We start from the raw sequence: 25,567 nt of genomic DNA on the forward strand, positions 1-25,567 counted from the left end.
GAATCAGTGGTCTCGCTCGATCATGTAGCGCGCCAGCACCGCGAGAGGCTCTGCGGCCTCTCCCAGCGGTGCCAGGGCATCCAGGGCCTCGTCCAATAACTGACCTGCCCGGGTTCGGGCTCCTTCCAGGCCAAGCAATGACGGGTAGGTCGGCTTGTCGCGTGCAGCATCCGCACCGGCGGTCTTGCCCAGCGTGGCGGTATCGCCGGTCACATCCAGGATGTCATCCTGAATCTGGAAAGCCAGGCCGATGGCAGAAGCGTAGCGCTCGAGAGCCTCAAGACGCGAATCCGATTCCTCGACCGCCACCAGCCCGCCAAGACGAACAGCCGAGCGAATCAGCGCGCCAGTCTTGTAGGCGTGCATGCGTGACAGTGCCTCGACCTCTCGGAACTGCCCCACCGCCTCGAGATCCAGCGCCTGCCCCGCCACCATGCCACGTCGACCGGAAGCCTCCGCGAGGGTGCGTATCAGGGCTGGCGTTCTCGCATGTGCGGTATCGGCAATGACCTCGAAGGCCAGGCTCAGCAGGGCATCGCCCGCCAGAATCGCGGTCGCCTCATCGAAGGCGCGATGGACGGTGGGCTGGCCACGGCGCAGGTCGTCGTCATCCATCGCCGGCAGGTCATCGTGAACCAGTGAATAGGCATGGACAAGCTCCAGAGCGGCCGCAGTGGCATCCAGCGCTGCACGCCCTGCCTCGTCCTCATCGCCTCCCAGCGCACGTCCGGCAGCGTACAGCAGGACAGGCCGCAATCGCTTGCCACCTCCCAGCACGCTGTAACGCATGGCCTCTTCCAGCCGATCACTGACCGCCCCCGCCGGACTGAGCAATGTCTCGAGCACGGCCTCGCTACGCGCCTGCCCACCACGAATCAATTCGCTTGCCTGCGCGGACGGCATGGCTTGCGTCGTCGATGCACCTGACATCACCAATCGTTCTCCTCATCCCCTGCACCGACGGAACTGCCGGGCATCTCGGGCGCTTCGAATGCAGTGGACACCAGCGTGCCATCAGGCCCTTCGACCAAGGCCTGCAGACGCAGCTCGGCGTCGTCGAGCCGTCGTTGTGCTTCACGTGCCAGACGCACTCCCTCCTCGAAAGCGCCCAATGACGCTTCCAGCGACATGTCGCCGGCTTCCAGTTGCGTCACCAATCCCTCGAGACGCGCAAGGGTGGCGGCGAAATCCTGCGGCGCTTCCTGTTCGGCCATGAGTGCTCTCGCTGATCAGACCGGGCTGAACCCGGGATGTCCATGTGATATGCCAGTATAACCTGATGGGCCCTGTGACGCTGCCCACCCGAGACCGGCGTGACCACTCGTTTCAAGCTGTGCATTTTTCATGCTGACCGATTGGACATTTCAACCGGGGCCCGCACCAGCTGTGATATTCTTTGCCCCCCTGTTGACAGCACGCCCCGCTGTTTTTCTGGCATTTTCTAAAGGCGTGACACGCCAGCAGGACATGAAAAAGACCAAACGAACAGAAACGTCGGCATGACCGGCGAGAGGGTTGATTCGACAATGGCCAAGACGTCCCTGGACAAGAGCAAGATCAAGATTCTATTGCTCGAGGGTGTCCACCAATCCGCCGTGGATAACTTCCTCAACGCGGGTTACACCAACATCGAGCTGCTTCAGACCTCGCTCGCCGAGGACGAACTGATCGAGAAGATCCGTGATGTGCACTTCATCGGCATCCGCTCCCGCACCCAGCTCAACGAGCGCGTGATCAGCGCTGCCGAGAAGCTCACCGCCATCGGCTGCTTCTGCATCGGCACCAATCAGGTCGACCTGGAAGCTGCACTCAAGCGCGGCATCCCGGTCTTCAATGCGCCCTACTCCAATACCCGCTCCGTCGCTGAGCTGGTACTGGCAGAAGCGATCATGCTGATGCGTGGCGTGCCGGAAAAGAGCGCCAAGGCGCACCGTGGCCAGTGGATGAAAACTGCCAAGAACAGCCATGAAGTCCGGGGCAAGACACTGGGCATCGTCGGCTACGGCAGCATCGGCTCGCAGCTGTCCGTACTGAGCGAGTCTCTCGGTCTGGATGTCATCTACTACGATGCGGTCACCAAGCTGGGCATGGGCAATGCCCGCCAGGTGGCAAGCCTGGAAGAGCTGCTGGCGCGCGCTGACATCGTCACCCTGCACGTCCCGGAAATCCCCTCCACCAAGTGGATGATGGGCAAGCAGCAGTTCGCGCTGATGAAGCAGAACAGTGTCTTCATCAACGCCGCTCGCGGTACCACCGTGGTGATCGAGGACCTCGCCGAAGCCCTCTCCAGCGGCAAGCTGCTGGGCGCGGCCATCGACGTCTTCCCGGTCGAACCGAAAGGCAATGGTGAAGAGTTCGTCTCCCCGCTTCGCGAGTTCGACAATGTCATTCTGACGCCGCACGTGGGTGGTTCCACCATGGAAGCTCAGGAAAACATTGGCGTGGAAGTGGCGGAGAAGCTGGTGACCTACTCCGACAACGGCACCACCATCGGCTCCGTCAACTTCCCGGAGGTCGCGCTGCCGGCCCACCCGGAGAAGCACCGTCTGCTGCACATCCACGACAACGTGCCGGGCGTGATGTCCCACATCAACCGCGTACTGTCCGAGGAAGGCATCAACATTTCCGGTCAGTACCTGCAGACCAACAATACCGTCGGTTACGTGGTCATCGATGTCGACAAGGCCTACGGCAAGAAGGCACTCGAGGCCCTCAAGACCGTCGACCATACGCTGCGCATTCGTACTCTCTACTCGGAAGCTGATTTCGAAGGGTGAATCCGACAGTGCACGTCACAGTGACGGAACCATGGCCGTGGGGAAGTCGCTGATACAAGAACGCCGCAGCCATCAGGCTGCGGCGTTTTTTTCAATACGACTCGGAACAGAGAGGCGATGACGCACTGACTGTTTCACGTGGAACATCTTCGATTTTTTGGTAAAACCAAATATATTCAACCACTTGTGTCACGACACGACGCTTGTGAACAGCAATGACCATCGCGGCCATTGCACTCAGCGGTCTGACAATGGCGTACCCGCAACCCCCCAGTTTTCCGGCTCGACTTCCTGCAGTACGACCCATACCGACTCCTTGCGCACCTCCAGTACGCGAGCCGTCTCACGGGTCAAGGCTTCGACCAGTTCCCGTTTCTGTGCCTCTGTCTTGCCGCTGATGAATTCCGCACGAATCATGGGCATGCTTTCGACTTCCTATATATTCCAACATTCTCTTTTCCAGCACTCGAGGCTCGCGCAACGACATGCTGGCCATGTGGCGTGATGCCGGGCATCGATGTTCCACGTGAAACATCTGCTGATCGTGGCGGACATGTTGCCCAGGCTGGCACTGGCTTCTCTGCGAAGCAACCAATAGCTCCCCAGCACCACAAGCCATGAAATCGCTGGCTTATCAGCAAGTTGTAACCAGCCACCCGGAGACTGACCTCAAGAGACCGGCCTCCTGGTGAAACATGGATGTTCCACGTGAAACATCTTTCAAGCGTAGCGCGTATCGCCCAACAGCACGCGTTCGACACGCCCGGTCAACTGCATGCCGAGCAGTGGCGTATTATGTCCAGCACTTGCCAGCGTCTCGCTGGAGACACGCCATTTCTGCTCCATATCAATCACCGCGAGATCACAATACTCACCTTCCTTCAGCATGCCCCCCTTGAGCCCGAAGCGCCGGGCGCTGAACGTCAGGGTCTCGATCAGGCGCGGCAGCTTGATCATCCCGGCCTTGACCAGCGTCAGCCCAAGCGGCAGCACGGTTTCCAGACTGGTCATGCCGGGCTCGGAGACCGCGAAAGGCGCACATTTCGCGGCTGCCTCATGTGGCAGGTGGTCACTGATGATCGCATCGATGGTGCCATCCGCGACAGCGGCACGAAGTGCCTCACGATCATCGGCACTGCGCAGAGGCGGCTGAAGATGGAAGTTGGCATCAAAGCCTTCCAGCTGCTCATCGGTCCAATGCAACTGGGCGATCGAGACATCCGCGGTAATATCCAGCCCTCGGGCCTTGGCATCACGTACCAGCTCCACCGCGCGAGCACTGGAAAGCAGCGAGACATGCGCCCTCACGCCGGTCTGCTCGATCAGCAGCAGCCATTGGGTCAGCGCGATGGTCTCTGCCGATTCGGGAATTCCTGCCAATCCGAGGCGTGACGCGATGGCCCCCTCGTGCGCGCACCCCTGCCCCGCCAAGGTGGCTTCCTGTGCCTGGAAGACCACCGTGATATCGAAGGTGCGTGCATATTCCAGACAACGTCGCAGCACACCAAGATCACGGATCGGCCTGCGCAGGTTGGTTAAGGCAACACAACCGGCGGACTTGAGTGCGGCCATGTTGGCGAGCAGCTCCCCTTCCAGCCCCTGAGTCAGCGCTCCCAGGGGGGCCACCCTGACACCTGCCACATCGCGAGCGCGATCGAGCAGGGTGCGCACGTGAGAGGCACTGTCGAGCACCGGACTGGTATCCGGACGAGGCAGAATGACGCTGTATCCCCCTGCCAGTGCCGCGGCCGATTCACTGGCCAGACTGCCCTTGTAGCGCGGTCCGGGATCACGCAGATGGGCCCCCAGGTCAGCGAAGGCCGGCACGACAAGCTTGCCCGAGAGGTCCTGCTGCTCATCCGCGACGAAGCCACGCGGTGGCGCACCGATCGCGACCAGACGTCCCTCTTCGAGGTGCAGGTCATACTGGCCATCGCGGCCACTGGAGGGGTCGATGACCCGAGCATTGATGAGGCTGAGTTTCATGCTCCAGCTCCTCGAGAACGTTCATTTCTGCGCTCTGCGCGCGCCTTCATCTGGCCTGATACCGCCATCGACAGCACCGCCATCCGGACGGCGATGCCATTGGTGACCTGATCGAGGATCAGCGAGCGCGGACCATCCGCGACGGCGGATTCGATCTCGACACCTCGATTGATGGGTCCCGGATGCATCACTACCGCCTCAGGATGCGCGTGGGCGAGGCTTTCGCGGGTCAGGCCGTAGCGACGATAGTATTCCGACTCCGAGGGCAGCAGCGCGCCATCCATGCGCTCCTTCTGCAGACGCAACATGATGACGACATCGACATCCTTGAGCCCGGCTTCAAGCTCGGTGAACACCTGGCAGCCCAATGTCTCGACGCCCACGGGCAGCAGTGTCCTGGGGGCCACGACACGCACCTCGGCTGCCCCCAGGGTGTTGAGTGCCAGAATCTGCGAGCGCGCGACTCTCGAATGCAGGATGTCACCGACGATGGCGACGCGCAGGTTGGCAAAATCGCCCTTGTGGCGACGAATGGTCAGCATGTCGAGCATCGCCTGGGTCGGGTGGGCATGACGCCCGTCACCGGCGTTGATGATCGCCACATGGGGCGTGATCTGGCTGGCGATGAAGTGCGCCGCGCCCGAGTCACCATGGCGCACCACGAAGGCATCCGCCTGCATGGCCTCGAGATTGACCAGCGTGTCCATCAGTGATTCGCCCTTGGCTGCGGAAGACGTCTTGATGTCCAGGTTGAGCACATCCGCCGACAGGCGCTTGGCGGCGAGCTCGAAGGTGGCCCGGGTACGCGTGGAGTTCTCGAAGAACAGATTGGCCACCGTACGCCCCCGCAGCAGAGGCACCTTCTTGACCTCCGCATCACCGATGCCGCGGAAGTGATCCGCCGTGTCGAGAATCTCGGTCAGGACTGCACGCGGCAAGCCTTCGATATCCAGGAAGTGGCGCAGACGCCCCTGCTCGTCAAGCTGGACCTGCGACGGGGAGGCCGCACGCACCTCTGCGCTGGCCTGGGTGAGATCGAACAGGTTCATGCCGCACTCTCCCCGGTATCCACCAACGTCAGACGCAAGGCATCCGGCCCTTCCAGCTTGATGCGCTTGCCGGGCGCCAGGGCCAGACTGGCGCCCAGCGCATCCGGCTGAACCGGCAGTTCACGCCCCGGCAGCTCCAGCAGGCAGGCCAGCAATACGCGTCGTGGACGCCCGTAATCGAACAGTTCATTGAGCGCAGCACGCACGGTGCGACCACTCATCAACACATCGTCGACCAGCAGAAGATCGCGATTCTCGATATCCGGCAGCTGTGAGCCCTTGCCGGCGTCCGGCAACCCCTTGTGCCCGAAATCATCTCGCCAGAAACCGATGTCCAGCGTCGCCAACGCTTCGCTGAGCCCCAGACGCTCACGCAGTGCCTGGGCGATCCATACCCCGCCGGTATGAATGCCGACAGGAATCAGCCGCTCACGCTCGATCTCACGACGCTCGAACAACAACTCGAGCTCTTCGGTCATCGCCTCGAGAAGCGCTTCCACATCGGGCAGCGTCTCGTGGTCGTCGTGTACCTCGGAATGTTGCATGGGTATCGCATCCTCATACTTCCGCCAGCGGCGGCAGACAGACAAAAAAAACCCGCTTCCGTGAAGGAAGCGGGTGGGGTATTCAGTAACCGACAAGGTCGCCCTCGCCTCGCTGGCTTGCAAACCAGCTCTCGAGTATCAGCTGAGCGGCGAGGCCATCCACGCCATCATCACGATAGTTGCCGCGGTGACCGCGTTCACGTGCCAGCCCCTTGGCCGCCTTGGTGGAACCACGCTCATCCCACATCTCCAGCGGCTTGCCATATCGGCCGTACAGACGCTTGCCAAACTTGCGGGCACGGCTGCACATCAGGCTTTCGGTGCCGTCCAGCTCCAGTGGCAATCCCACCACGAACAGATCCGGCTGCCACTCCTCGATCAGACGAGTGACCACATTCCAGTCCGGGATGCCGTCACGCACGTGCAGGGGCACCAGCGGTGAGGCCGTGCCCAGCATCTCGGTGCCCACTGCCACCCCGATACGGCGCGTACCGAAATCGAAGGCCAGTACCGTCCGGCTGACGACCCGCTCAGCCATGCCCGATCTCCCGTGACATCAGGCTCATGTTGACACCCAGCTTGCGGGCCGCTGCATCAAGGCGCGACTCGCTGTCGGCATCAAAGAGAATGCCGCTGTCGCCTTCGACGATCAGCCAACTGTTCTCCTTGAGCTCATTCGTCAGCTGGTCAGGCTCCCAGCCAGCACAGCCGAGGCAGACCATGAAATCTTCCGGCCCCTTGTTGTCGGCGATCGCCTTGAGAATATCCAGCGAGGTCGTAAGGGCCAGCTCATCCGTCACCTGCAGGCTGGAATCCCATTCCGCGGCCTGGCCACGGTGCAGGATGAAGCCGCGGTCCTTGTGCACGGGGCCGCCATAATAGACGACGTCTTCCAGGCACTCGCAGCTGTCCGCCGCGATCTCGAGCTGCTCGAACAGACCACGCATGGTCAGCTTGATGGGCTTGTTGACGATGACACCCAAGGTGCCCTTTTCATCATGATCACAGAGGTAACTCAGCGAGCCGGAAAAGTTGTCATCATCGAGATGAGGCATCGCCAGCAGGAAATGGTCTCGCAGACTTTGCATGGTCCTCCCGAGGCGTCAGGGCGCGCCAGAATCGTTGCCGGGGCCGAATCGCCAGATGCGGGTGATGGTCAGTTGGCTCATGCCCCTGAGACTCTCATCGAAGGGAGCATAGGGGGCCGCGCCATAGACCGTATCCAGAGCCGCCTGGTCGAGCTCGGCATGTCCCGAGGATTGTAACACTTCCGCGTACTCAAGCTGACCGCTGGGCAACACGACGGCACGAATGCGCAGCTCCCCGCTCAGATTGGCGGGCGCGGGATAGTGGAGATTGCCGAAGGACTGCACCGTGCCGGTCCAGTCATTGATGTAGCGAGCCCGCGCCGAGGCGCGTGCCGCCTTGCGCGAGGCCACATCACCGGCCACCTCGCGAGTCTGGCCCGAGGCCTGGATCGCCCCGACATCCTGCTCGATGGCTTCCTGCTCATTGTCCGGCGTATCCGGCAGGATCTCGGAATGCGAGACCTGCTGTGGCGAATCATTGCGGGTCGCGATGACCTCCGGGATGCGCTCCGGCAACACCAGGGGCACGGCAGCTGCCTCGGGCACCGGGGCCTCGCCGCTGACGGGAGCACTCTGCTCACCCGCCCGGGGGGGCGTCTGACTGGCTGGCCCGGCTTGCACCGCCGCCTCACGCCCGCTTCCACTGGCCTGCTGATCCTGCTCGGCGACGACATCCGATGTGACGGCACGTGAGCTGGCCTGGCTGACCAGCGTGACGTCGAGCATCACCGGGTCAGGCAATGGCGGCACCTGAGGGGGCACCATCAGGCCACTCCCCAGCAGCCACCAGCCGACCACCGCATGCACCCCCAGTGCCGCGCCCCAGGCCACCACGCGACGATGCATCCGGGTCACCGGCACGTAGGTGATCGGATCGGTCACGCTATGGTTGACTCCCCACCACTCCACGGGTGCTGCCATGCCCCACTCCCTGTCTGCGAAACCGCTGTCGTGTCAGCTTCGGCATCCCTGCCGTTTACTGCGAACTTGCTGGCCGCCATCTGACGCCACCGACGCTATTGACGACGGCAATCAAGCGGACTGCTGCGCCGTGAAGCGTGCCTCGATGGCATCCATCAGCAGCCCGGCGATGTCCGTACCGCGCTGGTCATCGATTTCACGCACGCAGGTCGGGCTGGTGACGTTGATCTCGGTGATGTAATCCCCGATCACGTCCAGACCGACGAACATCAGTCCCAGCGACTTCACCACCGGCTTGACCTGCTCGACCAGCCAGTAATCGCGATCCGTCAGCTCACGCGACTCACCACGTCCTCCAGCCGCCAGATTGCCACGCGTTTCTCCGGCGCTGGGAATGCGCGCCAGACCGAACGGCACCGGCTCACCATCGACCAGCAGGATGCGGGTATCGCCGGCACTGATCTCCGGCACGTAACGCTGTGCCATGATCTGACGCTGGCCACGCAGGGTCAGCTGCTCGATTACCGATCCCAGATTGCGACCATCTTCGGCGACGTGGAAGATACCGCTGCCGCCCATGCCATCGAGCGGCTTGAAGATGACATTGCCATGCTCCGCGTGGAAGGCGCGCAACACCTTGTCATTGGCCGAGACGGTCGTCGGCGGAATGCACTGGGTGAACTGCTGCGCGAACAGCTTCTCGTTGCAGGTCAACAGCGCGGCCGTCGGATTGACGACCAGCACGCCTTCACGTTCGGCGAAGCCCAGCAGGTGGACCGCGTTCAGGAAGTGCTCGTCGACGGGCGGGTCCTTGCGCATCAGAATCACGTCAAGCTCGGCCAGCGGCGTCGCGACGACCTCGCCCAGCTGATAGAAGTGATCAGGATCCCGATAGACCTCGAGATCCCGCATCCGTCCCATCGCACGGCCATTCTCGAGATAGAGATCTTCCTGCTCCAGGTAATGCAACGACCAGCCACGCTGGGCGGCGGCCCACAGCATGGCCAGGGTGGTGTCCTTCTTGTAGGTGACGCTGGACATCGGGTCCATCACCACGCCGATCTTGAGCTTGCGAGCAGTCATCGAGGCAACCTTCTGACGACACTGCCGACCCAGCCGGCCGGCAATGAGAAAAGCGGATGTTACCCGGCGCGATACCCCGAAACGGGTTGCGCGGGAAGATGGGACAAGTATGCAGCAGCACCACGCTGCCCACCACTGACATGAGGACGCTCAAGGCCTCACGCAGTGTTGCCGGGGCTTCAACAATGCTGGTGTCATCCTGCCTAGCGCGGCAGATCGCCGAAGCGCTGCTGCAACAGCGTCAGCGCGACCACCGGCGCCGTCTCGGTACGCAGTATCCGTGGGCCCAGCCCCAGAACGTCACACCCCGCGCCAGCCGCCTGGGTGACCTCTTCCGGCGTGAAGCCGCCCTCAGGGCCGATCAGCAGGCTGGCACGCGTCACGCCGCCCTCGCTCTCGGCGGCATTCAGCGCCTCGGCACCGCCCGGCTGCAATATCAGGCGAAGTGGCTCATCGCGCTCATCCAGCCACTGGGCCATGGAAATCGGCGCATGCACCACCGGCACCACGCTGCGACCGCACTGCTCGCAGGCGCTTGCCGCCACGCCCTGCCAATGCGCGAGTTTCTTGTCGGCGCGCTCGCCCTTGAGCTTGACGTCGCCACGCGCGGTGTAAAGCGGGGTGATGGCAGCGACCCCTAGCTCACAGGCCTTCTGGATGGCGTAATCCATGCGATCGCCCTTGGAGATCGCTTGGCCCAGATGCACCGCCAGTGGCGACTCGCTGTCGTTGGCGACCGCCTCGATCACCCGCACGCTGACCCCCTTGCGGGACACCTCCTCGAGCGACACGCGCACTTCCTGCCCGTGTCCATCGAACAGCTGTGCTTCGCTGCCCACCCGGGCCCGCAACACCAGACCGAGATGGCGTGCAGGCCCCTCGGGCAGTGCAAAGGTCGCCCCGGCGCTGACATGGAGATCAAGATCGGGACAGTGCAGACGAATGGCCATGGGAAAGTCTCACGAGCAATGCGCCGCGCGGCAGCGCCATGAGAGACACTCAGCACGCCGACACGAAGATGAAAGGGAAAGAGAAATAGGTTCAGGAAAGCACGGCCATCATGGTGGCCACCAACGCAGTGACGGGCCACTGGGGCCCGTCACTGTCATTGCCATCTCACGGCCATTGCTGGCCGTCTCACGGATCAGTGAGCGGTGGCTTCACCCGCCTGTTGCGCTTCACGCTGCTTGCGCTGAGCGTACATGGCTTCGAAGTTGACCGGTGCCAGCATCAGCGGAGGGAAGCTGCCACGATTGACCAGATTGTCGACGGCTTCACGCGCGTACGGGAACAGCACGTTCGGGCAGAAGGCCCCCAGGGTGTGATCCAGCTGCTCGGCGGACAGACCGGCGATGCGGAACAGACCGGCCTGCTCGACCTCGGCCAGGAAGGCGGTGGTCTGATCTTCACCGTTGGAGACCTGGGCGGTGACCTTGATGGACACCTCGAAGAGCTCTTCACCGACCTGCTGGTGCTCGGTATCCAGTTCCAGGCTGACCTTCGGCTGGAACGGCTGGGAGAAGACCGCCGGAGAATTCGGCGCTTCGAAGGACACGTCCTTCACATAGATGCGCTGCAGGGCGAACTGGAGCTGATCCTGAGCCTGTTCGGCACCCTGTGCCGCCTGTGCGTTCTGTTCTTCAGCCATGAGACATATCCTTGAATGTACGGAGAATTATTGTTGGGCCATCGGCCTGCTTCCCGCAGGTCGCTCAGCGAGTCACGACCGGCAGACTGTCGGCTTCCCACTGACCCATGCCACCCTTGAGCTTGACCGCCTGCTTGAAGCCGGCCTTCTCCAGGCGCGCCACCAGCGGTCCAGCGGTCTGACCATGCTTGCAGACGATGATCACCGGACGGTCCTTGTACTTGTCCAGCGGCGTGGTCGCGCTGGCAAGCTGACTGCTGGGAACATTGACGGCACCGGCGATGTGGCCGGCCTTGTATTCCTTGCTGTCGCGGATGTCGATGAAGACACCCTCTTCGCGATTGACCAGTCGCGTGGCCTCGCTGACGCTGACCCCGTGGTTGCCACGCATGGTTTCCATGACGATGAGGGCGACCAGCAGGGCGACGAAGGCGCCCACCAGCAAGGGATGATTCTGCGCGAACTGAAGCAGCTGTTCGATCATGAGACGGGCTAACTCCGCTGTGACGTGCATGCCGGTACGTACGCGGCAAAGGAAATAGACCGCTACCCGAGGTAACGGAGCCAGCATTATACATGACAGCCCCTGTCATGAATGCCCGCGACATGGCATCAAAAAGGCGTAACGCCGCCCTGCCCTCGCCTGCGCCACGGGGACGCACTGAACTTGCCCGCGATAGGGGAATCCAATCTTGCCGATACGCTTCCAGCACTTGCACTCGGCACCTTACCGCCTCTCTAATAGAGGTCAGAATGAGCAGGTAGTTTTATCACTACATCTTGCCTCACCCGTGCAGCAAGCGGTGAACGCACCGGATGAGGAAGACGGCAGAGGATGCCCGCAGGACATGACAGGCACGTGATCGCCTGACAGCCACCCTGCGCGATTGCCCCTGCCGTCCTGCTCCAGAGGATTCATTCGTCATCACAGCGAGGAAGTCATGGCAGCTCAAGCACAAGGTCCGCGTCCCGTCGCCCTCATCATTCTCGATGGCTACGGCCACAGCGAGGAAGAGAAGGACAACGCCATTCTTGCCGCCAACACGCCGGTCATGGATCGCCTGCGCCAGCAGTATCCCAGCGATCTGATCCATACCGACGGTGGCCATGTCGGCCTGCCGGATGGCCAGATGGGCAATTCCGAGGTCGGGCACATGAACCTGGGGGCCGGGCGCATCGTCTACCAGGACTTCACCCGCATCACCAAGGCCGTGCGCGAGAATGCCCTCAAGGACAACACCGTCCTGACCGCGCCTCTCGATGCCGCCATCGCGGCTGGCCGTGCCGTGCACCTGATCGGCCTGCTGTCTCCCGGGGGCGTGCACTCCCATGAAGACCACATCCTCGCCATGGCCGATCTGGCCGCCGAGCGGGGCGCCAAGCGCATCTACCTCCACGCGATTCTCGATGGCCGCGACACCGCGCCCAAGAGCGCCGAGGCATCCATCGCGCGTGCCGATGAACACCTGGCAGGTCTCGGACTCGAGGAAGGCCGTGTCGCCACCCTCGTCGGTCGCTACTTCGCGATGGACCGTGACAACCGCTGGGACCGTGTCGAACAGGCATATCGCGTGATCGCCGAAGGGCAGGGCCTCCACGAAGCCGCCAGCGGTGTGGAAGGACTTGCCGCCGCCTACGAGCGTGACGAGACCGACGAATTCGTCAGCGCCACGCGTATCGGCGACGCCGTCCCCATGCAGGAAGGCGATGCTGCCCTGTTCCTGAACTTCCGTGCCGACCGTGCCCGCGAGCTGACCCGCGCCTTCGTCGAGCCGGACTTCTCCGGCTTCGAGCGCACGCCGCCCAAGCTGGCCCATGACGGTCTGGTGATGCTGACCCAGTACGCCGCCGACATTCCGGCGCCGGCTGCCTTCCCGCCCTCCGACCTGCCCAATACCCTGGGGGAAGTGGTCTCCAATCGCGGCCTCACTCAGCTTCGTATCGCCGAGACGGAGAAGTACGCCCACGTGACCTTCTTCTTCTCCGGCGGCCGCGAAGACGAATTCGACGGCGAGACCCGCATCCTCGTGCCTTCGCCGCAGGACGTGAAGACCTACGACGAGAAGCCGGAAATGAGCGCCGGGGAGGTCACCGACAAGCTGGTCGAGGCCATCGAATCCGGCCGCTATGATCTGATCGTCTGCAATTACGCCAATGGCGACATGGTCGGACACACCGGCAAGTTCGATGCGGCCGTCAAGGCGATCGAATATCTGGATGGCTGCGTCGGCCGCGTGGTCGAGGCGCTGGAGAAGGTCGGTGGCGAATGCCTGATCACCGCGGACCACGGCAATGCCGAGCAGATGGTGCACCCGGAGACCGGCAACCCGCAGACGGCACACACCACCTTTGAAGTGCCGCTGATCTACGTCACCCAGCGTGACGTCAAGCTGGCCTCCGATGGACGCCTGTGTGACCTCGCCCCGACCCTGCTGACCATGATGGGGCAGGCTGTCCCCGAGGAAATGGACGGCAACGTGCTGGTCGATTATGCCGGTGCCTGATAGCCCCTTGCAGGGCGCGCCGAGTGGCGTGCCCGGCGCCTCCCCCGGTCCGGATGCCTGTCTGGCATCCGGACCGGGCAGGCGCTACCGATTCTTCAAACGCCGGAGCCCTGTCTCCGGCGTTGTGCTGTCTGCCTGCCTGCTGCTCATGACTCCGCTGCTGGCCCCCTCCTCGGCACTGGCCGCGGACAGCAGCGCGACCCTAACCCAGAAGAAGCAAGCCTCCGAAGCCGACCTCAAGCGTCTCAAGCACGAGATACAGGCGATGCAGGGCGAGCTGAAGGCCACTGCCGCGCGGCGCAGCGATACGCGCAATGGCCTGGAGAAGATCGAGCGCCAGCTCAACGAGACTCGCCAGCAGACCGGCAGACTCGAGGATGAGCGCGACGACATCACGCAGCAACTGACCAGGCTCACGCGCCAGCGTGAGACCCTGATCCAGCAGCAGACGGCGCAGAAGGCTGCCGTGGCCGAGGAGATGGCCGCCCTGTATCGGCTGGGTCGCCAACCCGAATTGAAGCTGCTGCTCAATCAGGATGATCCGGCGCGCCTCGAACGCCTGCAGGTCTATCTGAATCACTTGAGCGATTCGCGCCGGCAGGCGCTTGAGCGTCTCGCCAGACTGGATGCCTCATTGGCCAGTACCCGCGCCAGTCTGCTGGCACGCCAGACACGACTGGAGGAGGTGCAGCAAGGCCTCAAGCAGCAAGCCAGCAAACTGATGGCTCAGCAGAATGAGCGCGCCGCCCTGCTGCGCACCCTGGATGCCCGCTATGCCAGCCATGAGGCGAAGATCGCCGAGCTGGATCAGGACCGCGCCCATGCCAACCAGATGATCCAGACGCTCGAGAAGCGCCTCAAGGCCATCAAGAGTGCCCCGCCCCCCAGGACACGCATCACACGTGCGATGGGCAAGATGGACTGGCCGGCCCCCGGGCGGGTCATCTCGGCCTACGGCGGGGGAGAAGGCGTCAATCGTGATGGCGTGCTGATCCAGGCGTCCCAGGGCACGCCTGTGACGGCGCCGCATGCCGGTCGTGTCGTCTTCGCGGACTGGATGCGCGGCTACGGCAACCTGTTGATCATCGACCACGGCGACAACGTGCTGACGCTCTACGCACATCTGGCAAGCTTCAGCGTCGGCCCCGGTGACAGCCTGTCACGCGGCCAGCAGCTGGGCAGTGTCGGCAGCAGTGGTGGCCGTGACGGTGCCGCGCTGTATTTCGAAGTACGCCGCGCCGGCAAGCCCGTCAACCCGCAACGCTGGCTGTCGAGCCGCTGAGCCAGTCAGCCATGGCGCAACATGGCGACAGGCTAGGCGGCAGGTACCCGGGCGGGATATGCTCGCAGTCATCCGTGACTGCGAGCGTCGGGGTCGCCTCTTCCCCTCTGGCTGAACTGCCAGGCGCTTCGGCATCAGTCGAGCCAGTCTCCGTCGAGAAGGAAATCGCATGTCCGCATCGTCGTCATTCCGTCCTGCCCCGCGTCGCCTGCGTCAGCTGGCGGTCAGCGTGCCGCTGAGCCTTGTTCTGCTGGGCAGCGGAGTGCCGGCCCATGCTGAAGATGCGCGGCAGGGAGCCACGCCTGCCTCCTCCAGCGAATCGGCCAATGGCCTGCCGCTGGAGGAACTGCGCACCTTTGCCGAAGTCTTCGAGCGCATCAAGCGCACCTATGTGGATGAAGTGGATGACCGCACGCTGCTCAAGAATGCCATGCGTGGCATGCTGGCAGGGCTGGATCCGCACTCGGCGTATCTGGATCAGGATGACTGGCAGGACCTGCGCGAGAACACCGATGGGGAATTCGGCGGTATCGGCATCGAGGTCGGCATGGAGGAGGATGGCCAGCTGACCATCATCGCCCCCATCGACGACACCCCGGCCTCACGTGCCGGCCTCCAACCACGTGACGTGATCCTCAAGATCGATGACACGCCGATGGAGGGTCTGTCGATGACGGAATCCGTCAAGCTGATGCGTGGCGAGGAAGGATCGACCATTCGCCTGCTGGTACTCTCGGAAGGCGCCGACATGCCCCGCGAGGTCGTGCTCAAGCGGGCCATCATCAAGAGCAGCAGTGTCAGTCAGCGCCTGCTGGAGCCGGGATATGGCTACCTGCGCGTCAGCCAGTTCCAGAGCGCGACGGGCGATGAGGCGAAACGCGCCCTTGCGGAGCTGCGCGAGGAAAGCGGCGATGTCGCGCTGAAGGGCCTGGTGCTGGATCTGCGCAACAACCCCGGGGGGCTGCTGTCAGCGGCCGTCGAGATAAGCGACCTCTTCCTCACGAGCGGCCGCATCGTCTATACCGAGGGGCGCCTGCCGGACAGCGAGCTGTCCTTCTCGGCCAGAGCCGAGACACCGGCCGGTGATACGCCGCTGGTGGTATTGATCAACGGCGGGACGGCCTCCGCTGCGGAAATCGTCTCAGGTGCCCTGCAGGACCAGCGCCGCGCCATCATCATGGGCACCGAGAGCTTCGGCAAGGGCTCGGTACAGAACGTGATGCCACTGGGCAACGGCGACGGCCTCAAGTTGACCACGGCACTCTACTTCACGCCCAACGGGCGCTCGATCCAGGCAGAGGGCATCCGCCCGGATGTCGAGGTGGTGCGCGGACGACTGGAGCGGGACACGCGGCGTGATTTCAGCGTACGCGAGGCGGATCTCGACGGGCGTCTCGACAATGCCAATGGCGACTCATCGACGCCTTCCAGCAAGGCACCGGACAGCCCGGTGGTCGCCGAAAGTGATTACCAGCTGGGGGAAGCACTCAACCTGCTCAAGGGCATGAACGTGCTGGGTCGCAGCGCCGCTCTCAAGGCCACGCTTCCCGCCACCTCGGAGCAATAGTCTCTCTTTCGCCGTAAACGACACGACCCCGCCAACTGGCGGGGTCGTGTCGTCTTTCGCGCGCCAATCGGCAGGTCTGCCATCTCCCGCCTGGCCTGTCGTCGTGCTAACTGTCACGCCCAGAGGTGAGCGCTCACTGTCACCGTGGTCGGCAGCTCTCCGGCAACTCCCCACGCTCCCCCATCGCCTGGCGCATCAGCAGGCGCTTGAGCTCGACGCTGCCATCCACCCAGCCAAGTCCCAGGTTACGCACCAGGCGTACCCCCGGCTTCCGGCTGCCGAACAGCAGGCGGAAGCCATCCATCATCTTCAGCATCACGGCATTGTCGCTGCGCCGGCGTCGACGATAGCGCTTCAACCAGCGCTCATCGCCCAGTGCCACGCCGCGGCGGTGTCCAGCCAGCAGTTCTTCCGCCAGCACGGCGACATCCATCAGGCCAAGATTGACCCCCTGCCCCGCCAGCGGGTGAATGGCATGCGCGGCATCCCCCACCAACGCCAGCCCCGGTAGCACATACTCCTGCGCATGACGTTGATGCAACGGGAAGCTGAAGCGTTCGGCACTGTATTCCACCGTGCCGAGCTTTCCCTCGAAGGCTGCTTCGAGCTCATGACAGAAGTCCGTCTCGGGCAATGCCAGCAGGCGCTCGGCTTCCTGCGGAGTGGTGGACCAGACGATGGAGCAATGGCGCTGAGCGCCGGATGCCTCGCCCTCGGGATGTGCCAGGGCGGAATTGACCGCCAGCGGCAGGAAGGCCAGCGGCCCGGTGGGCAGAAAGCGCTGGCGGGCGACGCCCTGATGCGAATGCGCCGTGCGCACCGTGGTGACCAACGCCACCTGGCCGGTATCGTGCTCACGGGTCTCGATGCCCGCCAGCTCGCGCAGACGGGAACGCGCCCCGTCAGCCGCCACCACCAGCCCCGCCGCGACGCTGCTACCGTCGCTCAGTGTCAGGCTTGCTGCCTCGGCCCCCTCAAGTTGGTAAGCACTTACCACCGAGGCTGACCCCGTCCTGGGCAATCCCAGACCGCTGACCCGGACACCATAACGGCGCGTGATCGAGGGACACCGGGAAATCGCTTGCTCAAGCGCGGCCTGAGTGACCCGATTCTCGACGATGTGCCCAAGCTCCGACACGCCGCTTTGCTCGGCACTGAAGCCTATCTCGCCATTGCCTTCGGCATCCCAGACCTGCATGCCGGTATAGGGCATCAGACGACTCTGTGCGATGTCCTTCCAGACCCCCAGGCCGCTGAGCAATTGACGCGAAACCGGCGTCAGCGCACTGACACGCGGCTCCGGTGCCAGCGCCGGCTGCCAGTCGACGATGCCCTCGCGACCCTCGATCAGAAGGACGCGCAGGCCGCCCTGCCCCAACAGCAGCGCCAGCGTGGCGCCGACGATACCGGCGCCCACGATGGCGACATCCACCTCATGCGGTGCATCCAATCTCCGATGCTCGTTCATGCCTGCTCCCTTGTATGACGCCTGTCGCGCGTCGCTCTCCTGGCGAGAGTCTCGTGAATCCGGCGGCGATTTGGTCACTTATCGACACCATCCTGGGGCGCAAGCCTGTGGCGCAACTCACGACATCGCCTGGCCCGTTGGCAAGTACTCGCTACGCCTATCGCTCAATGCCCATCGAGCGCCTTGCCAGCAGGCGCTTGAGCGGTGACACCAGATTCAGGCCGATCAGCCCTGCCGCCCGAGCATGCCCCAGCCAACGACTCTCGACGCCGAACAGGCGGATCAAGCCATCACTGAACAGCACGACATTGTCGCGGTCCGCACCGCGCCGCGACTCGAAGTCACTCAGCACGCTGACATCGCCAGCGGTATCACCACGTGCCTGTCCCGCCGCGATGGCGGCCACCAGATCCGTCACGCCGCGCAGCGCCAGATTGAAGCCCTGCCCTGCCACCGGATGCAGCGAGTGAGCGGCATTGCCGAGCACCGCAAGTCCGGGACGTGTCCCCTCGCTGGCACGTATCAACGACAGGGGATAAGCATGGCGCTGCCCGACCCGCCGGAAACGGCCGGCCCGCTCGCCGAAGGCAGCCTGAAGCGCCTTGAGAAACTCGGGCTCCGGCATGTCCATCAGCGCAGCCGTCTCGTGGGGAGAACGCGTCCAGATCAACTCCATTCGGCGGCCACCCAGCGGCAGCAGCGCCATCGGTCCCTCGCTGGTGAAACGCTCATAGGCCACCCCTGCGTGGGGCTGGCTTATCTCGACGGTGGCGATCAGCGCCTGTTGTTCGTAGGCATGCGTCTCGCTATGGATGCCGAGACGCTCCTTGAGCCCCGAGCGCCCGCCATCTGCCAATACGGTCAGTCCCGCCTCGATCAGGCGGCCATCCTCCAGCAGCAGGCGGTGCCCCTGCGCGCTGACGCTGATCTGCGCCACGCGTGCCGGGCAGTACCAGGTCAGCGGCAGTTCCGCCAGACGCCGATGGAGCACGCGCCCCATCCAGGCATTGGGGATCACATGCCCCAGCGCGGGAACCCCCAGTTCCTCGGCCCGCATGCGTGTGGCCCCGAGATGGCCGCGCTCGCTGACATGGATGGTACGAATCGGCGTGGCGTGCTCACGCATCGCCTCCCACAGCCCGAAGGCGATGAAGCGCTGGCGTGAACCGGCAGCGATGGCACTGGCGCGCGCATCGAAACTGGGCTGGAAACGCCCGGTATCCTCCGCGGGAGGCAAGGGGTTGGCCTCGACCACCGCCACGCGCAGCCCATCCTCCTGCTGCCCGTTCATCAAGGGTGCAAGGGCACAGGCCAGGCTCGCGCCCACCAGGCCACCACCGATGATGACGACATCGAATCGCTCCGGCGCAGACGTTACCGGGGATACTGCCGCTGGCTCACTCATGATGTCAGGCTCCTTCGCGCATCAGTGCCTCGATGGCCTCGACGGATTTGGGAACCGTGGCGCTCAGCACTTCGTGCCCGTCCGCGGTGACCACCACATCGTCCTCGATGCGAATCCCGATCCCCCGATACTCGGCTGGAATGTCACTGGCGTCCGGCACATAAAGCCCCGGCTCGACCGTCAGCACCATGCCGGGCAGCAACGGACGCGGCTCACCGTTCTCGCGGTAACTGCCGACATCGTGCACATCCAGTCCCAGCCAGTGCGAGGTGGAATGCAGATAGAAGCGGCGATAGGCCTCATCGGCGATCAACGCCTCCACTTCACCTTGCAGCAGGCCCAGTTCGACGAGGCCGGCGGTCAGGTCATGCACCACCTGTTGGTGAATGCCCACCAACGTCGCCCCTGGCACCACGGCGGCCACTGCACGTTCCTGGGCCTTGAGCACGATCTCGTAGAGACGCTTCTGGGGCTCGCTGAAGCGGCCATTGACGGGGAAGGTACGGGTGATGTCGCCGGCATAGAGTGCGTACTCCGCGCCAGCATCGATCAGCACCAGCTCGCCATCGATCAGCGGAGCACGGTTCTCGATGTAATGGAGCACGCAGGCATTCACGCCACCACCGACGATGCTGGTATACGCGGGTGCCGGGGCGCCCTGCCACTGGAATTCATGCTCGATCTCGGCCTGCAGATGATACTCGTGCAGCCCGGGGCGGCTGGCCCGCATGGCACGGATGTGGGCGCGAGCGGAAATCTCCGCCGCGTGACGCATCAGCGCCAGCTCACGCTCATCCTTGATCAGGCGCTGCTCATGCAACAGCGGGGCGAGGTCTTCAAAGGCGACCGGCGGGCGGGCACCACGACGCACGGCCGCGGCCAGCTCCTCGCGCAGCGATTGCGCCAGCGCCAATGCTTCGTCGTCCTCGAACAGCACGAAGAGACGCCCACGGCCATCCAGCAGACCGGCCATGACATCCTCACGCTGATCATTGGTGAAGGCCTGGTCGAATCCCGCCTGCGTCACGGCCCCTTCGGCACCGATACGGATACCGGTCCAGGCTTCCGCCAGCGGATCCTTTTCCTGACAGAACAGTACGCTCTCGCCTTCCGCGCGCCCCGGCAACAGCAACAATGCCGCTTCCGGTTCCGGCCAGCCGGTCAGGTAATGAAAGTCACTGTTCTGACGGAAGGTGAACTCACTGTCACGATTGCGCTGTGCCAGGCCGGACGACAACACCAGTACCGCGGCATCACGAGGCAGCTGCGTCATCAGACGCTGGCGACGCGCCGAGAAGTCATCAGCAGTCAGCGCCGCCGGCGCAGGCAGGATTTCAGGGACGATCATGGCGTTCTCCGTCGGGGTCCGTGTCGGGCAGGCAAGTCATGGCCTGCCCGACACGAATCAGAATGTGGCGGGAAAGGACGAGGCTCCCGAAGGGACAATCCTTCCCGAAATGGGGTCGGCCGCCGGGTATTGCGAGCGGCAAACTGCCTCACTCAGTGAGTGTCGTTGCGCGAGCTGACCCCGAGACTGCCTTCAAGTCCGCCTTCCGGCAACTGATCGTCACTGGGCTTCTCGACGTCCGGGTTGCCCGGGTGCTGCTCGGTATACAGCAGCAGGGCCGCCATGCGCACGTGGTCGGCCAGCGCGAACAGATCCGCCTCGTCCTCGGCATTGTCGTCATCCAGGTCCTCGGCGTTGGCCAGACCGCTCGAGATGGCCTCGACATCGCTCAGCGCATCACGCAATGCCTGGCTCCAGCCCTTGCGGACCTCGCCATCGACGCCTGCCAGCTCTTCCTGGAAGCCCAGCGTCCACTCACGCAGGCTCTGGCCACGCTCGGCCAGGGAGTACATGTCGTCCGGCAACAGCGGCTCGAAGCTCATCTCGCTGGCCGCCAGGCGCTCCTGGTTGCGCGTGCGCCAGCTGAGGAACACCTCGCCCGCTTCACGGGTGGCCGGTTGCTCCACTCCCAATGCGGCACAGACGCGGCTCAACCAGTCTTCTGCGCTGATGTCATCCATCGCCAGGGCAGCGACCAGCTGTCCATCAAGGAAGGAAGGGTTGTTCAGGCTGCCGTGAACCAGGAACTGGTCCGCGACGAGAGAGAAGTCGAAGGTATCGTTGATGATGGCCATGGTGCGGGTCCATTGAGTCGGTGAGAAAGGCATCGGCAATCGACGATTACCGCTCGAACCCTGAGCGCCATGCTGGGTGACAGCCGCACTGCGCAGCGCGTTGACCCTCCAGAAGCGGCTCTCTATAGTGGCTCGAGAATGCCCCCATCTTACCGCACTGGCCCTCCTTCTGGCTTGCCGTCCTCACTGCGAGGTGACGCCCAGTCAAGGACGCCGCCGTCAATCAGGACGACGCCGGACATGGCCCGAGAGGACTGACATGAGCGACTCCACGACTCCCCGCAATACCACCGAGATCAGCCTGCTCGGCCGCAGCTATACCGTCAGCTGCCAACCCGGCGAGGAAGATGGCTTGACCCGTGCGGCGGCCTACCTGGATCTCGCCATGCAAGGCATCCAGCAACGTGGCAATACCATCAGTGCCGACAAGGTCGCCCTGATGGCCGCGCTCAACATCTCTCACGAACTGATCAACAGCCGCGACAGCGAACGCGCCATGCAGCAGGATTTCGAGACACGCCTCACGGCGCTGGATCGCCAGCTGGATGCGGCCCTCAAGCAGGTACCAGCCGAGTCTGTCCAACGTGCGAAGGCGCGTGCTGATGAAGCAAAAAACGCTTGAGAATCAAACAACTGATAAATTTCAGCAACAGTCTGTTCCCGACAGGATTAAGCCTTGGGCCGGCAGACGGGGTTTGGTAGACTGAAGGAGTTCTCTGGGGTGTACGACAGTTGCCGATGTCCCTCGAGCTTATAAGCTATTCCCAGGGAGTCCACTGCGCAGTGCTGTGTGCATGTCCGTGCGTCGGAAAGCCTGATGCGCTGCGCGGGACTACCCACCTTGAACCGCTGGGTTCAAGGGCCCCCGGTAACACCGGCACCTTGGAGAACCCTGTCTGACGGAGAATGTCAGGCATGCTCAAACCCCCTGCGGCTCGCGCCGCCCTCGCGAATCACTATTCGCCTCCCTCGCTTTCACGTGATGTCACGCTCTGGCCATTGTCCAGCGAGCTTGATCACCCCACTGCGGATCGCCGCGCCCTGAGACGCTTGCTACGCCAACGGCGACGCCAGTTGACGGCCCCCGAGCGCCGTAATGCCGAGCAGGCCCTGTTGCGACGACTGAAGCGTCTGCCGGAACTGCTGCGTGCCCGGGACATCGCCCTGTACCTGCCCAATGATGGCGAGATCGACGCCACCCGTCTGTGCCGATGGCTGCAACGTCGGGGAGCACGCGTCTATCTACCGGTCCTGCGACCCTTCGCGGTCAACTCACTCTGGTTCGTCCGCTACGACGACCATACCCCACTGGTGAGCAATCGCTTCGGCATCGCCGAACCTGACACGCGCTTCGGAGCCCACAAGGGCCGCCGCCTGCCGGCCTGGGCATTGGATATCGTGCTGATGCCGCTGGTGGGGTTCGATGAGGCTGGCGCACGGATCGGCATGGGGGGCGGTTTCTATGACCGCAGCTTCGCCTTCACCCGTCGCGCCGGGCCGAGACCGAGGTTGATCGGCCTCGCCCATCACTGTCAGAAGGTGCCGGCCTTGCCGGTACAAGCCTGGGACATACCACTGGATGCCATCGTCAGTGATCGCGAGATCGTGCGCCCAGGCCGCAGGCATGGGAACGCATCGTCATGATGCTCACGCAGGGCAGTCACGCAGGGGCGGTCAATGGCGCCAGCATGTCGCGGGCGTGCTCGGACTTGAGGGGGAGCAGACGTGCCTGGAGATCAAGGAGAAGAGCGGGGGGAAATGAGGGCAGAAAGGCAGAGCGCGAGAACGACTCTCCCTCTGAAAACGCCACTGCCGCCCGAAGGCGGCAGTGCACGATTCAGGAACCCATGACGGTCTGGGCGTAGCCGGTGGCGACGACACCAATCCCGAAAATGAATACCAGGGCCATGACCAGATCGGGCTTGCGTTTCATGAGAGCGGGCTTCTTCTTATATCGTCAGTGGCTTTCGCGTGACGGTTGTCGATGACTGTCTTCCTGACAGTGCCCACGATGATAGGCATCTGACCTGCGTATGACAATCACCATGCAGCCGTATGAATGAACGTTTTTCCACGCTTGCATTTCGCGCTGCAGGCGAGGGCTGGCAAGGCCTGGAGGGAAAACAACGTTCGATATCTCTGACGCCACACCTGAGTACAAGTCATCAGTCATGCCATTCACCATCATGACGAGAAAAGCCCCTGCTCTCAGGCGAGAACAGGGGCTTTTTCATACTGCCAATCATGAATGCCATCCGCCTGATGCCCACTTGATTCAGAGCGACCTCATCCAGGCAGGCGAGGCCTGGCCGACATCACGACAGGAAGAGGCGATAGGCCGGATTGTCGCTTTCCTTCCAGAAGCGATAGCCGATCTCCGCGAAATACTTCTCGACCTCGGCGCGATCCCCATTGGGCACCTGCATGCCGATCAGGACTCGCCCATGGGACGCGCCGTGATTGCGATAGTGGAACAGCGAGATGTTCCAGTCCGCAGGCAGATGGGTCAGGAAGTTCATCAGGGCACCAGGACGTTCCGGGAACTCGAAGCGATAGACCTCCTCCTCGAGGTCGCTGCTGGTGCGCCCCCCGACCAAATGACGCGTGTGCAGCTTGGCCAGCTCGTTGTCGGTGAGATCCTCCACCGCGTAGCCCGCCTCACGCAGCTTCTCGACCACCGCTGCGCGGTCTTCTCCGCCCGGCTTGACCTGGACACCGACGAAGACGTGCGCCTCCTCCGGGTTGGCATAGCGGTAGTTGAACTCGGTGACCATGCGCTTGCCGATCACCTTGCAGAACTGCTTGTAGGCCCCGGGGCGCTCCGGCAAGGTGACCGCCAGAATGGCTTCCCGCTGCTCGCCGAGCTCGGTGCGCTCGGCGATGTGCTGCAGGCGATCGAAGTTGGTATTGGCCCCGGAGTTGATGCAGACCAGCGTCTGCCCTTCCGCGCCAGTCTGCTGGATGTACTTCTTGAGGCCCGCCAGCGACAGAGCGCCGCTGGTCTCTGACACGGCGCGCGTGTCCTCGAAGATATCCTTGACCGCCGCGCACATCTCATCGGTATTGACGGTGATCACTTCATCGACGGTATGGCGGATGATCTCGAACGGCGCCTCGCCGATCTGCGCCACGGCCACTCCCTCGGCGAACACGCCGACCTGGTCCAGCACCACACGCTCGCCGGCCTCCATGGCCGCCTTGAGGCAGGCCGCATCCTCAGCCTCGACACCGATGACACGAATGTCCGGACGCAGATACTTCACGTAGGCCGCGACACCGGCAATCAGGCCACCGCCGCCCACCGGCACGAAGATCGCATCGATCTTGCCCGGGTGCTGACGCAGGATCTCCATGCCCACCGTCCCCTGCCCGGCGATCACGTCCGGGTCATCGAAGGGCGGAATGAAGGTGTAGCCATGCTCTTGCATCAATGCCTGGGCATGCGCGAGCGCCTCGGGAAAGGCATCGCCCTTGAGCACCACGCGTGCGCCGCGTTCACGCACCGCCTGCACCTTGATCTCCGGCGTGATGCGCGGCATGACGATGACGGCCTTCACGCCCATCAGCTTGGCTGCCATCGCCAGTCCTTGGGCATGGTTGCCCGCCGAGGCGGCAATCACGCCACAGGCCTTCTGCTCATCGCTCAGCTGCGCCATCTTGTTGTAGGCGCCGCGAATCTTGAAGGAGTAGACGGGCTGCAGGTCTTCCCGCTTGATGAAGATCTGGTTGCTGAAACGACGTGACAGCATCGGGGCTGACGAGAGCGGGGTTTCATGGGCGGCTTCATAGACACGAGCCGACAGGATTTTCTTGACGTAGTGTTCGAGCATTATAGGAATGTCCTGATGTGTCGCAGCGCGGGCCGCATGGGTGCGACCGAACCCCCATTGTTATCAGACCGCCGGCGAGAGCGTCCAGCGCCATCGCGACGTTTGCCGTTATAATGTGGCGTTTTCTCGCGTTGCGTCGCCCGACTCGCTTCCTGTCTGCGCATCTGGTTGCCGTGCAGCAGCATGAGGCACAGACACGTCGGGATACGCGCCAGGCTCCCTTGCCGACGCGATGACCGCCACTCTCCACCCCTGCCCCACCGACCCGAGGT

Annotated in this window: 23 protein-coding genes, 1 other RNA gene and 1 pseudogene; 7 read left to right on the forward strand and 18 right to left on the reverse strand. The window is 63.4% G+C overall.

Going from position 1 to position 25,567, the window contains the following annotated elements; genetic code table 11:
• Positions 1-3: 3 nt before the first annotated feature.
• Complete coding sequence (locus OW493_RS07540) at positions 4-930, reverse strand: farnesyl diphosphate synthase (protein ID WP_289863758.1); 927 nt, start codon at positions 928-930, stop codon at positions 4-6.
• Positions 930-1,214, reverse strand: coding sequence for an exodeoxyribonuclease VII small subunit (gene xseB / locus OW493_RS07545; RefSeq protein ID WP_077379650.1), 285 nt, complete (start codon positions 1,212-1,214; stop codon positions 930-932). Before xseB ends, OW493_RS07540 begins: the two co-directional genes overlap by 1 nt.
• 312 nt (positions 1,215-1,526) lie before the next feature.
• On the opposite strand from xseB, the gene serA reads away from it, so the two are divergent.
• Positions 1,527-2,777 (forward strand): phosphoglycerate dehydrogenase, encoded by a 1,251-nt coding sequence (serA, locus tag OW493_RS07550; RefSeq protein WP_077379652.1) that lies wholly within the window; start codon positions 1,527-1,529, stop codon positions 2,775-2,777.
• Positions 2,778-3,014: 237 nt separating this feature from the next.
• On the opposite strand, the gene OW493_RS07555 is transcribed toward serA, so the two are convergent.
• The 11 genes from OW493_RS07555 to OW493_RS07605 form a co-directional block, all read right to left on the reverse strand.
• Complete coding sequence (locus OW493_RS07555) at positions 3,015-3,200, reverse strand: 4-oxalocrotonate tautomerase family protein (RefSeq protein ID WP_289863760.1); 186 nt, start codon at positions 3,198-3,200, stop codon at positions 3,015-3,017.
• A gap of 297 nt (positions 3,201-3,497) precedes the next feature.
• Positions 3,498-4,763, reverse strand: coding sequence for a dihydroorotase (locus tag OW493_RS07560; RefSeq protein ID WP_289863761.1), 1,266 nt, complete (start codon positions 4,761-4,763; stop codon positions 3,498-3,500).
• The gene (locus OW493_RS07565; protein WP_077379658.1) at positions 4,760-5,812 is read right to left on the reverse strand and encodes an aspartate carbamoyltransferase catalytic subunit; all 1,053 of its coding nucleotides are present in this window, start codon (positions 5,810-5,812) and stop codon (positions 4,760-4,762) included. The genes OW493_RS07560 and OW493_RS07565 overlap by 4 nt, the downstream gene beginning before the upstream one ends.
• A complete protein-coding gene (gene pyrR / locus OW493_RS07570) occupies positions 5,809-6,357 on the reverse strand; it encodes a bifunctional pyr operon transcriptional regulator/uracil phosphoribosyltransferase PyrR (protein ID WP_127736567.1) in 549 nt (182 codons plus the stop codon). The genes OW493_RS07565 and pyrR overlap by 4 nt, the downstream gene beginning before the upstream one ends.
• Before the next feature lie 82 nt (positions 6,358-6,439).
• Positions 6,440-6,895, reverse strand: coding sequence for a Holliday junction resolvase RuvX (ruvX, locus tag OW493_RS07575; protein ID WP_077379660.1), 456 nt, complete (start codon positions 6,893-6,895; stop codon positions 6,440-6,442).
• Positions 6,888-7,445 (reverse strand): YqgE/AlgH family protein, encoded by a 558-nt coding sequence (locus OW493_RS07580; protein WP_077379662.1) that lies wholly within the window; start codon positions 7,443-7,445, stop codon positions 6,888-6,890. The genes ruvX and OW493_RS07580 overlap by 8 nt, the downstream gene beginning before the upstream one ends.
• A gap of 15 nt (positions 7,446-7,460) precedes the next feature.
• On the reverse strand, positions 7,461-8,366 hold the full coding sequence (locus OW493_RS07585) for a TonB family protein (protein WP_176503527.1): 906 nt from the start codon (positions 8,364-8,366) through the stop codon (positions 7,461-7,463).
• Positions 8,367-8,477: 111 nt separating this feature from the next.
• Positions 8,478-9,449, reverse strand: coding sequence for a glutathione synthase (gene gshB, locus OW493_RS07590; RefSeq protein WP_289863764.1), 972 nt, complete (start codon positions 9,447-9,449; stop codon positions 8,478-8,480).
• A gap of 203 nt (positions 9,450-9,652) precedes the next feature.
• Entirely contained in the window at positions 9,653-10,399 is a 747-nt protein-coding gene (locus OW493_RS07595; RefSeq protein WP_141391831.1) for a 16S rRNA (uracil(1498)-N(3))-methyltransferase, read from the reverse strand.
• 194 nt (positions 10,400-10,593) lie between these two features.
• Complete coding sequence (gene secB, locus OW493_RS07600; RefSeq protein WP_077379671.1) at positions 10,594-11,097, reverse strand: protein-export chaperone SecB; 504 nt, start codon at positions 11,095-11,097, stop codon at positions 10,594-10,596.
• 64 nt (positions 11,098-11,161) lie between these two features.
• Entirely contained in the window at positions 11,162-11,581 is a 420-nt protein-coding gene (locus OW493_RS07605) for a rhodanese-like domain-containing protein (protein ID WP_077379673.1), read from the reverse strand.
• 457 nt (positions 11,582-12,038) lie between these two features.
• Between OW493_RS07605 and gpmI the strand changes: the two genes are divergently transcribed.
• The 3 genes from gpmI (at position 12,039) to OW493_RS07620 (ending at position 16,450) form a co-directional block, all read left to right on the forward strand.
• A complete protein-coding gene (gpmI, locus tag OW493_RS07610; protein ID WP_289863766.1) occupies positions 12,039-13,601 on the forward strand; it encodes a 2,3-bisphosphoglycerate-independent phosphoglycerate mutase in 1,563 nt (520 codons plus the stop codon).
• Positions 13,594-14,883 (forward strand): peptidoglycan DD-metalloendopeptidase family protein, encoded by a 1,290-nt coding sequence (locus OW493_RS07615; protein WP_167593070.1) that lies wholly within the window; start codon positions 13,594-13,596, stop codon positions 14,881-14,883. Before gpmI ends, OW493_RS07615 begins: the two co-directional genes overlap by 8 nt.
• A gap of 169 nt (positions 14,884-15,052) precedes the next feature.
• Entirely contained in the window at positions 15,053-16,450 is a 1,398-nt protein-coding gene (locus tag OW493_RS07620; protein WP_289863767.1) for a S41 family peptidase, read from the forward strand.
• Positions 16,451-16,589: 139 nt separating this feature from the next.
• On the opposite strand, the gene OW493_RS07625 is transcribed toward OW493_RS07620, so the two are convergent.
• From OW493_RS07625 to OW493_RS07640, 4 genes are all read right to left on the reverse strand, one after another.
• On the reverse strand, positions 16,590-17,918 hold the full coding sequence (locus tag OW493_RS07625; protein WP_271302737.1) for a UbiH/UbiF/VisC/COQ6 family ubiquinone biosynthesis hydroxylase: 1,329 nt from the start codon (positions 17,916-17,918) through the stop codon (positions 16,590-16,592).
• 157 nt (positions 17,919-18,075) lie between these two features.
• Positions 18,076-19,323 (reverse strand): 2-octaprenyl-6-methoxyphenyl hydroxylase, encoded by a 1,248-nt coding sequence (gene ubiH, locus OW493_RS07630; RefSeq protein ID WP_289863768.1) that lies wholly within the window; start codon positions 19,321-19,323, stop codon positions 18,076-18,078.
• Between the two features lie 4 nt (positions 19,324-19,327).
• The gene (gene pepP, locus OW493_RS07635) at positions 19,328-20,668 is read right to left on the reverse strand and encodes a Xaa-Pro aminopeptidase (RefSeq protein ID WP_176493868.1); all 1,341 of its coding nucleotides are present in this window, start codon (positions 20,666-20,668) and stop codon (positions 19,328-19,330) included.
• A gap of 155 nt (positions 20,669-20,823) precedes the next feature.
• Positions 20,824-21,465 (reverse strand): UPF0149 family protein, encoded by a 642-nt coding sequence (locus OW493_RS07640; RefSeq protein ID WP_289863769.1) that lies wholly within the window; start codon positions 21,463-21,465, stop codon positions 20,824-20,826.
• A 259-nt stretch (positions 21,466-21,724) separates the two neighbouring features.
• On the opposite strand from OW493_RS07640, the gene OW493_RS07645 reads away from it, so the two are divergent.
• The 3 genes from OW493_RS07645 (at position 21,725) to OW493_RS07655 (ending at position 23,109) form a co-directional block, all read left to right on the forward strand.
• Positions 21,725-22,087: a cell division protein ZapA gene (locus OW493_RS07645; protein ID WP_077379686.1), complete on the forward strand. Its 363-nt coding sequence runs from the start codon at positions 21,725-21,727 to the stop codon at positions 22,085-22,087.
• An 88-nt stretch (positions 22,088-22,175) separates the two neighbouring features.
• Positions 22,176-22,358: non-coding RNA, 6S RNA (gene ssrS / locus OW493_RS07650), on the forward strand.
• 22 nt (positions 22,359-22,380) lie between these two features.
• Positions 22,381-23,109, forward strand: a complete 729-nt coding sequence (locus OW493_RS07655; protein WP_136939481.1) for a 5-formyltetrahydrofolate cyclo-ligase — start codon at positions 22,381-22,383, stop codon at positions 23,107-23,109.
• Positions 23,110-23,780: 671 nt separating this feature from the next.
• Here OW493_RS07655 and ilvA read toward each other — a convergent pair.
• Positions 23,781-25,316 (reverse strand): annotated as a pseudogene (gene ilvA / locus OW493_RS07660) (threonine ammonia-lyase, biosynthetic); the annotation flags it as partial.
• Positions 25,317-25,567: the final 251 nt, after the last annotated feature.

Source organism: Cobetia sp. 14N.309.X.WAT.E.A4 (assembly GCF_030397495.1).
Lineage (GTDB): Bacteria > Pseudomonadota > Gammaproteobacteria > Pseudomonadales > Halomonadaceae > Cobetia > Cobetia marina.